General features: G+C 70.8%; 14 protein-coding genes. 8 read left to right on the top strand and 6 right to left on the bottom strand.

Features of this window, described 5'->3' with window-relative positions; genetic code table 11:
- Window positions 1-158: 158 nt before the first annotated feature.
- The 5 genes from QIS99_RS13250 (at window position 159) to QIS99_RS13230 (ending at window position 5,158) form a co-directional block, all read left to right on the top strand.
- A complete protein-coding gene (locus QIS99_RS13250) occupies window positions 159-869 on the top strand; it encodes a lysophospholipid acyltransferase family protein (protein ID WP_282513599.1) in 711 nt (236 codons plus the stop codon).
- 75 nt (window positions 870-944) lie between these two features.
- Complete coding sequence (gene macS / locus QIS99_RS13245; protein ID WP_282513442.1) at window positions 945-2,162, top strand: MacS family sensor histidine kinase; 1,218 nt, start codon at window positions 945-947, stop codon at window positions 2,160-2,162.
- 55 nt (window positions 2,163-2,217) lie between these two features.
- Window positions 2,218-2,862 (top strand): response regulator, encoded by a 645-nt coding sequence (locus QIS99_RS13240; RefSeq protein ID WP_282513597.1) that lies wholly within the window; start codon window positions 2,218-2,220, stop codon window positions 2,860-2,862.
- A 185-nt stretch (window positions 2,863-3,047) separates the two neighbouring features.
- Window positions 3,048-4,076: a 6-phosphofructokinase gene (locus QIS99_RS13235; RefSeq protein WP_282513441.1), complete on the top strand. Its 1,029-nt coding sequence runs from the start codon at window positions 3,048-3,050 to the stop codon at window positions 4,074-4,076.
- A gap of 74 nt (window positions 4,077-4,150) precedes the next feature.
- A complete protein-coding gene (locus tag QIS99_RS13230) occupies window positions 4,151-5,158 on the top strand; it encodes a 2-hydroxyacid dehydrogenase (RefSeq protein ID WP_282513440.1) in 1,008 nt (335 codons plus the stop codon).
- Here QIS99_RS13230 and QIS99_RS13225 read toward each other — a convergent pair.
- Both QIS99_RS13225 and QIS99_RS32330 read right to left on the bottom strand, forming a co-directional pair.
- A complete protein-coding gene (locus tag QIS99_RS13225; RefSeq protein WP_282513439.1) occupies window positions 5,098-7,185 on the bottom strand; it encodes an anthranilate synthase family protein in 2,088 nt (695 codons plus the stop codon). The genes QIS99_RS13230 and QIS99_RS13225 overlap by 61 nt on opposite strands.
- Before the next feature lie 94 nt (window positions 7,186-7,279).
- Window positions 7,280-7,336: a trp operon leader peptide gene (locus tag QIS99_RS32330; protein WP_161697035.1), complete on the bottom strand. Its 57-nt coding sequence runs from the start codon at window positions 7,334-7,336 to the stop codon at window positions 7,280-7,282.
- Between the two features lie 108 nt (window positions 7,337-7,444).
- Between QIS99_RS32330 and QIS99_RS13220 the strand changes: the two genes are divergently transcribed.
- Window positions 7,445-8,797, top strand: coding sequence for a class II 3-deoxy-7-phosphoheptulonate synthase (locus QIS99_RS13220; RefSeq protein ID WP_282513438.1), 1,353 nt, complete (start codon window positions 7,445-7,447; stop codon window positions 8,795-8,797).
- A 153-nt stretch (window positions 8,798-8,950) separates the two neighbouring features.
- Complete coding sequence (locus QIS99_RS13215) at window positions 8,951-9,199, top strand: (2Fe-2S)-binding protein (protein WP_282513437.1); 249 nt, start codon at window positions 8,951-8,953, stop codon at window positions 9,197-9,199.
- Window positions 9,200-9,216: 17 nt separating this feature from the next.
- On the opposite strand, the gene bfr is transcribed toward QIS99_RS13215, so the two are convergent.
- Window positions 9,217-9,696, bottom strand: a complete 480-nt coding sequence (gene bfr, locus QIS99_RS13210; RefSeq protein ID WP_282513436.1) for a bacterioferritin — start codon at window positions 9,694-9,696, stop codon at window positions 9,217-9,219.
- A gap of 156 nt (window positions 9,697-9,852) precedes the next feature.
- On the opposite strand from bfr, the gene QIS99_RS13205 reads away from it, so the two are divergent.
- The gene (locus QIS99_RS13205; protein ID WP_282513435.1) at window positions 9,853-10,476 is read left to right on the top strand and encodes a sulfite oxidase-like oxidoreductase; all 624 of its coding nucleotides are present in this window, start codon (window positions 9,853-9,855) and stop codon (window positions 10,474-10,476) included.
- Window positions 10,477-10,504: 28 nt separating this feature from the next.
- Here the strand turns inward: QIS99_RS13205 and QIS99_RS13200 are convergent, their stop codons facing one another.
- The 3 genes from QIS99_RS13200 to pknB form a co-directional block, all read right to left on the bottom strand.
- Window positions 10,505-11,041, bottom strand: a complete 537-nt coding sequence (locus QIS99_RS13200; RefSeq protein ID WP_282513434.1) for a DUF4396 domain-containing protein — start codon at window positions 11,039-11,041, stop codon at window positions 10,505-10,507.
- Window positions 11,042-11,129: 88 nt separating this feature from the next.
- Window positions 11,130-12,017: a deoxyribonuclease IV gene (locus QIS99_RS13195; RefSeq protein ID WP_408909555.1), complete on the bottom strand. Its 888-nt coding sequence runs from the start codon at window positions 12,015-12,017 to the stop codon at window positions 11,130-11,132.
- Window positions 12,018-12,081: 64 nt separating this feature from the next.
- Window positions 12,082-14,073 (bottom strand): Stk1 family PASTA domain-containing Ser/Thr kinase, encoded by a 1,992-nt coding sequence (pknB, locus tag QIS99_RS13190; protein ID WP_408909549.1) that lies wholly within the window; start codon window positions 14,071-14,073, stop codon window positions 12,082-12,084.
- Window positions 14,074-14,111 lie beyond the last annotated feature (38 nt).

The raw sequence follows: 14,111 nt of genomic DNA, 5'->3' as shown, positions 1-14,111 counted from the left end.
GGTCTCCTTCATGAGGATCGGGGTGGAACAGGAGTTTGCGTTCACCGTACGCGACCGGACCGACACCGACCAGGGTCGTCCCGGAAGGAGCGCAGGCCGGGCTCGGGTTAAGGTCTGTTCGACAGATGAGAAAGGCGTACGCGTTGATCTACGGCGTTATGAAGCTGACCGTCGGAGGCAGTCTGAAGACTGTGTTCCGGCCCTGGGTCGAGGGGTTGGAGAATGTTCCGGCCGACGGACCCGCGATCCTCGCGAGCAACCATCTGTCGTTCTCGGACTCGTTCTTCCTGCCCGCTGTGCTCGACCGGAAGGTCACCTTCATCGCGAAGGCCGAGTACTTCACGTCACCCGGAGTGAAGGGCAAGCTGACGGCCGCCTTCTTCAAGGGCGTCGGCCAGCTGCCCGTGGACCGCTCCGGCGCGCGCGGCGCCGGTGAGGCCGCGATCAAGAGCGGCATCGAGGTCCTGGAGCGCGGCGAGCTGTTCGGCATCTACCCGGAGGGCACCCGCTCCCCGGACGGCCGCCTCTACCGCGGCAAACCCGGTGGCCTCGCGCGCGTGGCGCTCGCCACCGGCGCCCCGGTGATCCCGGTGGCGATGATCGACACGGAGAAGATCCAGCCGCCCGGCAAGGTCGTCCCCAAGCTGATGCGCCCCGGCATCCGCATCGGCAAGCCCCTCGACTTCGGCCGCTATCAGGGCATGGAGGGCGACCGCTTCATCCTGCGCTCGGTCACCGACGAGGTGATGTACGAGATCATGAAGCTCTCCGGCCAGGAGTACGTCGACATCTACGCGACCGCCGCCAAGCGCCGGATCGCCGAGGCGGCGAAGAAGAAGGCCGAGCAGGAGAAGGCCGCCAAGGCGTAGATTCCGGAGCTCGCCGGGGCGTGACTTCAGGGACGCACCGGGCAACCGGCCGCCGGCCGCACCGTGGGGGGATTCATGGCCAAGCGGGAACGCGTCATGCGGATGTCCGTCGAACTGCCGCTGTGGCGTGCGGTGTCCGGGTACCGCGTGCTGACCGCGCTCTACGCGATCGCGATCTTCGTGCACCAGTGGGGCGACTACCAGCGCCCCCTCATCGGCGTCGGCTATCTCGCCGTACTCGTCGTCTGGACCCTGGCGACGCTGCCGCGCGTGTCCAGCGCGCAGAGCTGCACCAAGCGGTTCCTCGGCGCCGACCTGACGCTTGCCCTCGCCGGCATCCTGCTCACCACGGTCGCCGACCCGGACCACGGGGACGGGCCGACGCTGCCGACGATCTGGACCGCCGGACCGGTGCTCGCCTTCGCCCTGAAGGGCGGCTGGCGCTGGGCCGCGTTCGCCTCGTCCCTGGTGGCCGTCGCGAACATCGTGCAGCGCGAGACCCCCAGCCGGGACACCGTGCACAACGTGCTGCTCGTGTGGGTCGCCTCCATAGCGATCGGGTACGTCGTGGAGGTCGCCCGCGCCTCCGAGCGCACCCTCGCCCGCGCCCTGGAGATCGAGGCGGCCACGCGCGAGCGTGAGCGCCTGGCCCGCGACATCCACGACAGCGTGCTGCAGGTCCTCGCGATGGTGCAGCGGCGCGGCACGGCCATCGGCGGCGAGGCCGCGGAGCTCGGCCGGCTCGCCGGTGAGCAGGAGGTCGCCCTGCGCACCCTGGTGGCGGGCGGCCTCACGCCCGCGTCCCGCGCGTCCGAGGACGCCTCGCAGGGCGCCCTGGTCCGCGAGGTGGACGAGCCGGACGGCCCGGACGGGGCGGACGGCGCGGCGGCCACCGGCCCCTGCGACCTGCGTACGCTGCTCGCGCCGTACGCCGGAGCGCGGGTCACGCTCTCGGAACCGGGCGCTCCGGTGCTGCTCGGGCCCGCCGCGGCGCGGGAGCTGACCGCCGCTGTCAGTGCCGCCCTGGACAATGTGAAAAGCCATGCGGGTACGGATGCCCAGGCCTGGATCCTGGTCGAGGACTGGCCGGACGAGATCATCGTGACGGTCCGGGACGACGGACCGGGCATCCCGGAGGGCAGGCTGGCCCAGGCCGAGGGAGAGGGGCGGCTCGGGGTCGCCCTGTCCATCCGCGGCCGCCTCCGGGACATCGGGGGCACCGCCGAGCTGATCTCGGTACCAGGGCAGGGCACGGAAGTAGAGCTGAAGGTCCCACGGGGGAAGGCGAGTTGACGTGACGGAAGAGCAGACGCAGCAGGACGGCGCGGGCGTGGCACCGGTCCGGGTGATGGTCGTCGACGACCACCCGATGTGGCGGGACGCGGTCGCCCGCGACCTGGCCGAGGCGGGCCTTGACGTGGTCGCGACGGCCGGGGACGGCGAGCAGGCGGTCCGCCGCGCCAAGGCCGCTGCCCCCGACGTCCTGGTCCTCGACCTCAACCTGCCCGCCAAGCCCGGCGTGCAGGTCTGCAAGGAGCTGGTCGGCGCCGACCCGAAGCTGCGCGTCCTGGTCCTCTCGGCGAGCGGCGAGCACGCGGACGTCCTGGAGGCGGTCAAGTCCGGCGCGACCGGCTATCTCCTCAAGTCGGCGTCCACGGAAGAGCTGTTGGACGCCGTGCGCCGCACCGCCGTCGGGGACGCGGTGTTCACGCCCGGCCTCGCGGGCCTGGTCCTGGGGGAGTACCGCAGGCTGGCCTCCGAGCCCGTCCCCACCGAGCCGGACGAGCCGAAGGCCCCGCAGCTCACCGACCGCGAGACGGAGGTGCTCCGCCTGGTCGCCAAGGGCCTGAGCTACAAGCAGATCGCCGAGCGCCTGGTCATCTCGCACCGCACGGTCCAGAACCACGTCCAGAACACCCTGGGCAAGCTCCAGCTGCACAACCGCGTGGAGCTGGTGCGGTACGCGATAGAGCGCGGCCTCGACGAGGAGTAGCCGACACGGGAGCGTCCCGGCACCTCCTCGCCGCCCGGCCACCCTTAAGGGTGAACGGCCAAAGATCAACTCCCTTGTGTTGCAACGGAATTGACTCTTCGCGCCATGCCGAAGTGACCTGGATCACCATTAGCGTGACCCGCGTCAGGCACATTCGGGCTCATCCAGGCGAAGGGACATCTTCCATGCGGGTCGGAGTACTGACCGGAGGCGGCGACTGCCCCGGGCTCAACGCCGTCATCCGGGGCATCGTCCGCAAGGGCGTGCAGGAGTACGGGTACGAGTTCGTCGGCTTCAGGGACGGCTGGCGCGGGCCGCTCGAAGGTGACACCGTTCCGCTCGGCATCCCGGCCGTGCGGGGCATCCTGCCGCGCGGCGGCACCATCCTCGGCTCCTCGCGCACCAACCCGTTCAAGGAGCGGGACGGCATCCGCCGGATCAAGGAGAGCCTGGCCAAGGAGGAGGTGCAGGCGCTCATCACGATCGGCGGCGAGGACACCCTCGGCGTCGCGGCGCGGCTGTCCGACGAGTTCGGCGTCCCCTGCGTCGGCGTGCCCAAGACCATCGACAACGACCTCTCGGCGACCGACTACACCTTCGGCTTCGACACCGCCGTCGGTATCGCCACCGAGGCCATCGACCGGCTGCACACCACCGCCGAGTCCCACATGCGCGTCCTCGTCGTCGAGGTCATGGGCCGGCACGCGGGCTGGATCGCGCTGCACTCCGGGCTCGCCGGCGGCGCCAACGTCATCCTCATCCCGGAGCAGCGCTTCGACGTCGAGCAGGTCTGCTCCTGGGTGACCTCACGCTTCCGGGCCTCGTACGCGCCGATCGTGGTCGTCGCCGAAGGGGCGATGCCCAAGGACGGCGAGATGGTGCTCAAGGACGGCTCCCTCGACTCGTTCGGGCATGTGCGGCTCTCCGGCGTCGGCGAGTGGCTGGCCAAGGAGATCGAGCGGCGCACCGGCAAGGAGGCCCGCACCACCGTCCTGGGCCACGTCCAGCGCGGCGGCACCCCGAGCGCCTTCGACCGCTGGCTCGCCACCCGCTTCGGCCTGCACGCCATCGACGCGGTGCGCGACGGCGACTTCGGCAAGATGGTCGCCCTGCGCGGCACGGATGTCGTACGGGTCCCGATCGGCGAGGCCACCGCGCGCCTGAAGACCGTCGACCCGGAGCTGTACCGCGAGGTCGGCGTCTTCTTCGGCTGACCGGAAGCCCCGGGCGTGGGGGCGGCACCCGGCTCCGGGTGCCGCCCCCCACCGGCGTCCATAGACTCGCCGCCATGGAGATCCTGGCATTCGGCGTGCAGGCCGACGAGAAGCCGCTGATCGAGAAGGCCTTCGCGCCGCACCACGACATCCGCTGCCTGGACGTGTTCCTGAACGAGGACACCGCCCCCATCGCCGCCGGGTACGAGATCATCTCCACCAGCGTCAACGCGGTCCTGCACAACCGCGTCCTGCAGACCCTCGCCGCCGGCGGGACGCAGATGATCGCCCAGCGCTCGACCGGCTTCAACAACATCGACCTGCAGGTCGCCGAGCGCCTCGGCTTCACCGTCGCCCGCGTCTCGTACTACTCGCCGTACTCCGTGGCCGAGTTCGCCTGGACGCTCGCGACGGCCGTCAACCGCCGCGTCGTCCGCGCCTCCCGCCGGACCCGTGACTTCGACTTCCGGCTCGACGGGCTGATGGGCCGGGACCTGCACGGCCGCACCGTCGGCGTCCTCGGCACCGGCAAGATCGGCGAGGCCTTCACCCGCATCGCCCACGGCTTCGGCATGCGCCTGCTCGGCTGGGACGTGGCGGAGAACCCGGCCTGCCTGGAGCTCGGCATGAAGTACGTCGCGAAGGGCGAGCTGCTCGCCGAGGCCGACCTGATCAGCCTGCACGTACCGCTGCTCCCCGAGACGCGGCACCTCATCGACGCGGGGGCGCTGCGGGCCATGAAGGACGAGGCGATCCTGGTGAACTCCAGCCGCGGCGCCCTGATCGACACCGAGGCCCTGGTCGGCGAGCTCCGCCAGGGCCGCTTCACCGGGGTCGGCCTCGATGTGTACGAGGCCGAGGCCGGGCTCTTCTTTCTCGACAAGTCGATCCAGGGCGTCGAGGACGACACCCTGGCCCGCCTGCTGACCTTCCCGAACGTCCTGGTCACCTCGCACCAGGCGTACTACACCGTGGACGCGGTCCGCCAGATCATCGAGGCCACCGTGCGCAACGTCCTCGACTACACCGCGGGCCGCCGCAGCGAGAACGTGCTCGTCCCCGCCGAGCCCAGGACCGACTGAGCGACCAGCTCCGCCACGATCCGGGTGCCGCGCAGCGTGAGCACCGACTCCGGGTGGAACTGCACCGAGGCGAACCCCGGCCCGCGCAGCGCGTGCACCTCGCCGGTCTCCCGGTCGCGGCTGACCTCCACGCGGTGCGCGCCCAGCTCGGCCTCCTCCTCGTCGTCGCAGCGCGCCACGAAGCTGTTGTAGAAACCCACCACCTCGGGCCGTCCGAACAGCTCGATCCGGGTCTGCGCCCCCTGGTACGGCACCTGCTTGCGGCCGATCTGCAACCCCAGTTCGGCGGCGAGCAGTTCATGGCCCAGGCACACTCCGAGCAGGCCGCGAGTGTGTTCCCGCACCAGGTCGGCGGTGAGCGCGCGCAGCATCCGCATCTTCGGGTCGGCCGCGTCCGCCGGGTTTCCGGGGCCGGGCCCGAGGACCACCGGGCCCTCGTGCGCGAGCGCCGCCTCCCGCAGCCCCGGTTCGTCGTACCGCCGCACGCTCACGTCAAGGCCGGACGAGCGCAGCAGGTGCGCCAGCATCGCCGTGAACGTGTCCTCGCCGTCGATCACCAGGGCGTGCCCGGACAGCTCCGCGGACCGCTCCTGCATCCGCAGCCAGAACGGCGCGAGCGAGGCCCGGCGCGAGTCCAGCGCCTCCCGCACGCGCGCGTCGTCCGCGAGGCGCGGGCGCACGCCCTCCGCGCGCGGGCGCCCGGGCCGCACGCCGAGCGCGGCGAGCACCCCGGCCGCCTTCGCGTGCGTCTCGGCGACCTCGCCCGCCGGGTCCGAGTCCCGCACCAGCGTCGCCCCGACCGCCACCCGAAGCCCGCCCCGCGCATCGATGTCGGCGGTACGGATCAGGATCGGCGAGTCCAGGGTCTGCGCGCCGCCCGCATCCCGGCCGATGAGCGCGAGGGCACCCGCGTAGTAGCCCCGGCCCCCGGGCTCGTACCGCTCGATGACCCGGCAGGCGTTCTGCACCGGCGAGCCGGTCACGGTCGCCGCGAACATCGTCTCCTTCAGGACCTCCCGCACATCCAGCGACGACTTCCCCCGCAACTCGTACTCGGTGTGCGCGAGATGGGACATCTCCTTCAGCCGCGGCCCGACGACGACACCACCCATGTCGCCGACGGTGCACATCATCTTCAGCTCCTCGTCGACCACCATCGACAGCTCGGCGATCTCCTTGCCGTCCGCGAGGAAGTCGAGCAGATGCTCCTCAGTGGGCCCCTCGGCCGGGTACCGGTAGGTCCCGCTGATCGGGTTCATCACGACCGTCCCGCCGGTCATCCGCACATGCACCTCGGGGCTCGCGCCCACCAGCGTCCGCCCTCCCGTCTCCCGCCCCCGCCCTTCTGCGGAAGGCCCTCCGGGCCCCTGCTCGTCTCCCGTCTCCCGCCCCCGCCCTTCTGCGGAAGGCCCTCCGGGCCCCTGCTCGTCTCCCGTCTCCCGCCCCCGCCCTTCTGCGGAAGGCCCTCCGGGCCCCTGCTCGTCTCCGGTGTGCACGACGTACGTCCAGTACGCGCCCCGCTCCCCGTCGAGCAGCCGCCGGAACAGGGCGAGGGCGTCGGCGCGCGAGAAGCCGTCGATGCGGCCCTCGAAGTTCCGCCGGATCACGAAGTTCGCGCCCTCGCCGCTCCCGATCTCGTCCCGGATCACCCGCTCGACGATCCCCGCGTACGCCTCGTCGTCCACGTCGAAGGCCCCGCCCGTCACGCTCACCTCGTGCGCGGGCAGCTCATCGAGCGCCTGCGCGAGCGGCACCTCGTAGCGCTCCTCGGTGCACAGCACGGTCAGCGGGGTGCCGTCGTCGCGTACGTCGAAACCGCGCTCCCTGATCTGCCGGAACGGGACGAGCGCCAGCACCGGAAGCTCCCGCTCCGGAATCTCGGCGAGCCGCTCCACCTCCTGCACGGGCCCGAGCAGCACCTCGACGGTGTCCTGGTCGTGGCCGGGGGTGCGACGGCGGAGCAGGGCGAAGGGGGTGGTCGATGCGACGAGGTCGACAAGTCGACTGATCGGCATGGAGGTTCGCATGCTGGTGGTTCCTTCCTGACGAAAGGAGGGAACGGCCGCTGAAAACACTGAAGGCCGCCCCTCGGGCGGCCTTCGCGAATCGTTGTACGCGCAGTCAGTGGGCCGCCGGATGAGCGGTCCACCACCAGTTACGGGTCTCTTGCGCGAACATGCTCCGCACCCTAGCGCATCCCGCCGGCCCGGCCGGGGCCGTCCGGCGCCCGTCTCACGAAGTGGGCTGCGGGCTGGGCACCCGCCAGGACCCCGTAATGTTGTCGAGGTGACCGTGAACGCTAAGACCACCGCATCCGGTGGCAACACCTGGCGAGACCTTCCCGCGGCGCAGCAGCCTGAGTACCCCGATGCCGAGGCTCTGCGCGATGTGATCGCGGACCTCGAATCGTATCCGCCGCTCGTCTTCGCAGGCGAGTGTGACCAGCTGCGCGCCCGCCTTGCGTCCGTCGCCAAGGGAGAGGCGTTCCTGCTCCAGGGCGGCGACTGTGCCGAGGCCTTCGACGCCGTGTCGGCCGACCACATCCGGAACAAGCTCAAGACCCTGCTCCAGATGGGCGCCGTGCTGACGTACGCGGCCTCGGTGCCCGTAGTCAAGGTCGGCCGTATCGCCGGCCAGTACTCCAAGCCCCGCTCCAAGCCCACCGAGACCCGCGACGGCGTCACCCTGCCGACCTACCGCGGCGACTCGGTGAACGGCTTCGACTTCACCGAGGCGGCCCGCGTCCCGGACCCCGAGCGCCTGAAGCGGATGTACAACGCCTCCGCCTCCACGCTCAACCTGGTGCGCGCCTTCACCACCGGTGGCTACGCCGACCTGCGCCAGGTGCACGCCTGGAACCAGGACTTCGTGAAGTCGTCCCCGTCGGGCCAGCGGTACGAGAAGGTCGCGCGCGAGATCGACAACGCGCTGAACTTCATGCGGGCCTGCGGCACGGACCCGGAGGAGTTCAAGACCGTCGAGTTCTACGCCTCCCACGAGGCGCTGCTCCTCGACTACGAGTCGGCCCTCACCCGGACCGACTCGCGCACCGGCAGCCTGTACGACACCTCCGGCCACATGGTCTGGATCGGTGAGCGCACCCGCCAGCTGGACCACGCGCACATCGAGTTCGCCTCGCAGATCCGCAACCCGATCGGCATCAAGCTGGGCCCGACGACCACCCCGGAGGAGGCGCTGCAGTACATCGAGCGCCTCGACCCGGACCGCGAGCCGGGCCGACTGACCTTCATCGTCCGGATGGGCGCGGACAAGATCCGCGAGAAGCTGCCCACCCTGGTCGAGAAGGTCACCGCCTCCGGCGCCCAGGTCGCCTGGATCACCGACCCGATGCACGGCAACACCTACGAGGCGGCCTCGGGCCACAAGACCCGCCGCTTCGACGACGTGCTCGACGAGGTCAAGGGCTTCTTCGAGGTGCACAAGGCGCTCGGCACCCACCCGGGCGGCATCCACGTCGAGCTCACCGGTGACGACGTCACCGAGTGCGTGGGCGGCGGCGACGAGATCTTCGTCGACGACCTGCACCAGCGCTACGAGACGGCCTGCGACCCGCGCCTGAACCGCAGCCAGTCCCTGGACCTGGCGTTCCTGGTGGCGGAGATGTACCGCGACCAGTAGTCGCATCGTTGCACACAGCTGTGGGGCGCGGATCACACGATCCGCGCCCCACACTGCTTTTGCGTATTCCCTCCGGCGGGTAAGGTTAGGTTAGCCTCACCGATCAATCGGGACGGCAACGACTTATGAATCCCGACCGCGAGTCCTGGGGAGGTGTACCGCGTGTTCGTCTGCAACTGCTTCGGAGTGACCGAGGAACAGGTGAAGAAGCACGCGGCGGACGGCGCCTGCACCCCCCGCCAGATAGCGTCCGCCTGCAAGGCCGGCACGGACTGCGGTTCCTGCGTCCGCCGGATCCAGGCGCTGCTCGGCCGGGGCGCCTGCCCCCGCCGTGACCTGGTCGACCAGGGCGAGCCCGCATTCGCGCCGACGGCGGAACTGCTGGACGCCGAGGCCGCCTGACCTCCTGCCGGACGGGCTCAGCTCTCCGGCTGCTCGATCAGCTGGGCGATGTACAGCGGCTCACCCAGCTTCTCCACCAGCTCCAGCTGGGTGTCGAGATAGTCGATGTGGTGCTCCTCGTCCTCCAGGATCGACTCGAAGATGTTCGCCGAGGTGATGTCGCCCTTGGTCCGCATGACCTCGATGCCGCGCTTGAGGCGGTCGATCGCCTCGACCTCGATCTGCCGGTCGGCCTGGAACATCTCGGTGACGGTCTGGCCCACCCGGACGTGGAACAGTCGCTGGTAGTTGGGCAGCCCGTCGAGGAACAGGATCCGGTCGGTCAGCACCTCCGCGTGCTTCATCTCGTCGATCGACTCGGACCGGGTGTACTTCGCGAGCTTGGGCCAGCCGAAGTTCTCCTGCATCTTCGCGTGCAGGAAGTACTGGTTGATGGCCGTGAGCTCGGCGGTCAGCTGCTCGTTGAGGAACTCGATGACCTCGGGGTCGCCCTGCATCGCAGAGGCTCCTTCCAAGTACGTATCGGGGGCAGGTGCGCCGCATCCTTGCACCGGCGCCGGTGGCCGGTCCAGTAAGTGCATGCTTAGTAGGAGTTGCCCGAATCGATGCGCACCTGGTCACAGCCACTCTTCCAAGGCTGTCATCATGGAGGCATGGGTCATCCGGAAAGCCGCGAAATGGAGCAGTCGGAACTTCCTCCGGGGCAGCGGCTGCAGCGGGGCTGGCCCGTCACCCATTACGGCCCGGTGCCCAAGTTCCGCCCGGAACGCTGGGAGTTCAGGGTGTTCGGCGCGACCGCCGACGGCGACAAGCACTGCTGGACGCACGAGGAATTCGCGGCTCTTCCGTACGCCACGGTCGTGGCCGACCTGCACTGCGTCACCAAGTTCTCGATGCTGGGCGCCGAATGGGGCGGGGTGCCCACGCGCGCCCTCGTCGAGCTGGCGCCGCCCGCCGAGGGCGTCACCCACGTCATGGTCTGGGCCGAATACGGATTCAGTTCGAACCTTCGCCTCGACGACTTCACGTCCGAGAAAGCGATCTTTGCAACGCATCGCGACGGCGAACTCCTCACCGCCGAACACGGCTTTCCGCTCCGCCTCGTGGTGCCCCACCTCTACGCCTGGAAGGGCCCCAAGTGGGTCCGCGGCATCGAGTACATGACCGCCGACCGCCGCGGCTTCTGGGAGGAGCGCGGCTACCACAACATCGGCGACCCCTGGCGTGAACAGCGTTATTCGTACCAGGAGGAACCGGGCGACGGCCCGGAGCTGTAACCCGCCCGGGCCGTCGTGGTGATGCCGCTCAGTGGTGGTACTGGTGCACCACCGCGTGGCCCTTGCCGCGGCCGATCATCCACTTGTTCACCGGAGTGGTGACGAGGAATGCGATCGCGAACGCAAAGGCGAGCGCGCCCCAGAACAGCGCGTCCGACAGGTGCGCCTCCATGGCGCCGGGCACGAGCAGCAGCACGCCGTTGTCGACGATCTCCATCACCGTGATCGAGAGGGTGTCCGCGGCCAGCGCCACCCCGATCGCGGTACGCAGCCCGACGCCCGCCCGGACGACCGCCCAGAGCGTCAGCGAGTACCCGAAGAAGAAGGCCAGGACGATCGCGAGGGCCATCGTCGGCGCGGTGCCCCAGCCGAGTGCGGTGCCGATGATCATGCCGAGCACTTCTCCGATGGCGCACCCGGTGAGGCAGTGCAGCGTCGCCTTGGCGGCCATGGCCCAGCTGACCCCGCCGCCGTGGTGCTCGTGGTGCTCGTGGGGTGCGTGGGGTGCGTGGCCGTGGTGGTGCGCCTCGTGCTCCCGGCGCTCGGAGTGGGTCTCGTGCTCCATGAGTAGCCCCCAAAGTCAGGTAGCGGCTCCTGCCACTGACAAGAACCGTATACCCCCCTGGGGTATTCCTCAAGCGAAGCGCGCGGGCCTACCGGTCCCTCAGCTCCTTCAGCCGCGCCACGTCCGCCGCGTGCCCCTCCTTGCCGCCCGGGGTCTCGATGACCAGCGGTACGCCGGCGGTCGCCGGGTGGCTGAACAGTGCGCGGAACGGGTCCTCGCCGATGTGCCCGGCGCCGATGTTCGCGTGCCGGTCCTTGTGTGCGCCGACCACGTCCTTGGAGTCGTTGGCGTGGATCAGCTTCAGGCGGCCCTCGCCGACCGTGTCCACGAGCAGGTCGAGGGTCTGGTGCATGCCGCTCGGCCCGGCCAGGTCGTGGCCCGCCGCGTAGATGTGGCAGGTGTCCAGGCAGACGCCGAGCTTCGGGTGGGCGTCCAGGGCTTCGAAGTACGGCCCGAAGTCCCAGGTGCGGGCGCACAGCGAGGCGCCCTGCCCGGCGGTGGACTCCAGGAGCAGGAACGGGTCGTCGTCGTGCGTCAGCTCGTCGAGCAGCGGCAGCAGGGTCTCGCGTACCTGCTTGAGCGCGACCGAGCGGTCCCGGCCGCCGGTCGCCGAGCCGGTGTGGACGACCACGCCGAGCGCGCCGATCTCCCGGCCGCGGCGCAGCGAGTGCCGCATCGACTCGACCGACTTCTCCGCGGTGGCCTCGGTGTGCGAGCCGAAGTTGATCAGGTACGGGGCGTGTACGTACGCCGGAATGCCCTCCTCGGCGCAGGCCGCGCGGAACTCCTCGTCCTGCTGCGGGTTGCCGACCGGGGTGGCCCACCCGCGCGGGTTGGCCACGAAGACCTGGACGGTCTCGGCGCCCATCTCACGGGCGTACGACAGGCCGACCTTGGCGAGGCCGCCGGCCACCGGGACGTGCCCGCCGACCGGGTTGCGGGGTCTGTTGCTGCCGATCTTGCCGTTGTTGCCGATCTTGCTGTCGGCGCCGATGCTGCTGCTCACGCGACCAGGGTGGCACGGCCCGGGACGCGCCCCCTCAGCGCGTCCGGATGGTGACCTCACTGCCCCGCGGGGCCTCCTCGCCCGCGCCCGGCGCCTGGTCCCAGACCGTGTCGCCGACGAACCAGCGCTGGACGTTCACCTTGAAGCCCGCCGCCTCCAGCTTCGCCTTGGCCTCGTCCTTGCTCAGGCCGCTCACGTCCGGGACCTCGACGAGGTCCGGGCCCTTGGAGACCGTCAGCCTCACCGTGTCGCCGTGCGCCAGCTGGGCGCCCTCGCCCGGGCGCTGCACCGCGATCGTGCCCTTGTCCTCCTCGGAGAAGACCCGCTCCGGTGCGACCTCCGCCTTCAGGCCCGCCTCCCGGAGCTCGGCGCGGGCGTCCTCAAGGGCGTCCCCGACGACGTCCGGGACGTCGACCGGGCTGCCCTTGCTGACGGTGAGCGCCACCCCCGTACCGGGCTTGACCTTCTTGCCGACCGCCGGGTCCGAGCTGATCACGGCGCCCCGCTCGACCTCGTCGCTGAACTGCCGGGTCACCATGCCCGGTTCGAGGCCGCGGTCCCGCAGGTCGTTCTTGGCCTTCTCCAGCGGCGTGCCCTTCAGGTCGGGCACCGTGACGATGCGCGGGCCGAGCGAGATCGTCAGGGTCACCCGCCCGGTGTCCCGGATCTGGCTGCCCGCCTTGGGGTCGGTGTCCATGACCGTGCCGCGCTTGTCGTTCGCGCTGTACTTCCGCTCGATCTCGCGCACGTCCAGACCGGCGTCCGCGAGCGCCTTGCGCGCCTGCGCCTCGGTCTTGGTGAGCAGCGGCGGTACGCGCGTGAACTGGCCCACGTTGATGTACCAGACGCCCGCCCCGACCCCGAGGGTGAGCAGCGCGGCGAGCAGGGCGAGCACCGCGCGGCTCGGCCGGCGCCGGTTGCCGGGGCCGCCGACGGAGGCGCGCGTGGGCTCGGTGGGCGGCGGCACCTCCAGGCGGCTGGTGCGGTTCAGGCGGTCCTCGTCGCCGCCGGCCGCCGGGTCCGGCAGCTGCTGCTGCTCGGCGGGGAGGGGGCTCGGGACCGTGCCGAGGGCGCGGGGGATCACGCTGGTGCGGTCGTCGGCGTTGTCGTGCGCCTCCGCCAGGGCGCCCGGCGGCAGCGCGTCCAGCTGCTCGTCGGTCAGCGCCGCGCGCGCCTGCCGGGTCTGTGAGAGCAGCGCCACCGCGTCATGCGGGCGTACGTCGGGGTTGCGGGCCGTGGCCGCGGCGGTCAGCTCGTCCAGGTCCACGGGCAGGCCGGGGACGGTGGCCGAGGGCGGGGGCACGTCCTCGTGCAGGTGGCGGTAGAGGACCTGGGCGGGGGAGTCGCCGGTGTGCGGCTTGGCGCCGGTGAGCATTTCGTAGAGCACGACACCGCAGGCGTAGACGTCGACCCGGGGGTCCGCCGTGCCGTTCTCTATCTGCTCGGGCGCGAGGTACGAGACGGTGCCGAGGACGGCGCCGGTGGTGTTGGTGACCGTGTCCACCGCGCGTACGAGGCCGAAGTCGGCGACCTTGACCCGGCCGTCGTCCCCTATCAGGACGTTCTCCGGCTTCATGTCACGGTGCACGAAGCCCGCGCGGTGTGCGGCGCCCAGCGCGGCCAGAACCGGCTCCAGGATGTCGAGCGCGGCCCGCGGCTGCAGGGCGCCCCGCTCGCGCAGCACGTCCCGCAGGGTGCAGCCCGCCACGTACTCCATCGCCAGGTAGACGTACGCCCCGTCCGTGCCCTGGTCGTAGACCCCCACCACATTGGGGTGCGAGAGGCGGGCGACCGACTTGGCCTCGCGGATGAAGCGCTCCACGAACGTCACGTCGGCGGCCAGCGTCGGGTGCATCACCTTGAGCGCGAGCACGCGGTCGAGGCGGGTGTCCACGGCCCGGTAGACCGTGGCCATCCCTCCGACCGCCACGCGCGCGTCGATGCGGTAGCGGTCGTCGAGCACCTGCCCGACCATGGGGTCTCCCCGGCCGAAGGCTGGGGAAGGGTCCTGAAGGGTCGTGTCCACGCGAAGAGTCTACGAGTGAGCACGGACAGCCCCGCACG

This window comes from Streptomyces solicavernae (assembly GCF_029968095.1).
Lineage (GTDB): Bacteria > Actinomycetota > Actinomycetes > Streptomycetales > Streptomycetaceae > Streptomyces > Streptomyces solicavernae.
Note: the sequence above shows the minus strand (reverse complement) of the source record. Positions and strands in the feature narration are given on the sequence as shown.

Coding starts and splice junctions, on each gene's coding strand:
- QIS99_RS13250 (WP_282513599.1), top strand. CDS start 159: ATGAAGCTGACCGTCGGAGGCAGTCTGAAGACTGTGTTCCGGCCCTGG.
- macS (WP_282513442.1), top strand. CDS start 945: ATGGCCAAGCGGGAACGCGTCATGCGGATGTCCGTCGAACTGCCGCTG.
- QIS99_RS13240 (WP_282513597.1), top strand. CDS start 2,218: ATGGTCGTCGACGACCACCCGATGTGGCGGGACGCGGTCGCCCGCGAC.
- QIS99_RS13235 (WP_282513441.1), top strand. CDS start 3,048: ATGCGGGTCGGAGTACTGACCGGAGGCGGCGACTGCCCCGGGCTCAAC.
- QIS99_RS13230 (WP_282513440.1), top strand. CDS start 4,151: ATGGAGATCCTGGCATTCGGCGTGCAGGCCGACGAGAAGCCGCTGATC.
- QIS99_RS13225 (WP_282513439.1), bottom strand. CDS start 7,185: ATGCGAACCTCCATGCCGATCAGTCGACTTGTCGACCTCGTCGCATCG.
- bfr (WP_282513436.1), bottom strand. CDS start 9,696: ATGCAGGGCGACCCCGAGGTCATCGAGTTCCTCAACGAGCAGCTGACC.
- QIS99_RS13205 (WP_282513435.1), top strand. CDS start 9,853: ATGGGTCATCCGGAAAGCCGCGAAATGGAGCAGTCGGAACTTCCTCCG.
- QIS99_RS13200 (WP_282513434.1), bottom strand. CDS start 11,041: ATGGAGCACGAGACCCACTCCGAGCGCCGGGAGCACGAGGCGCACCAC.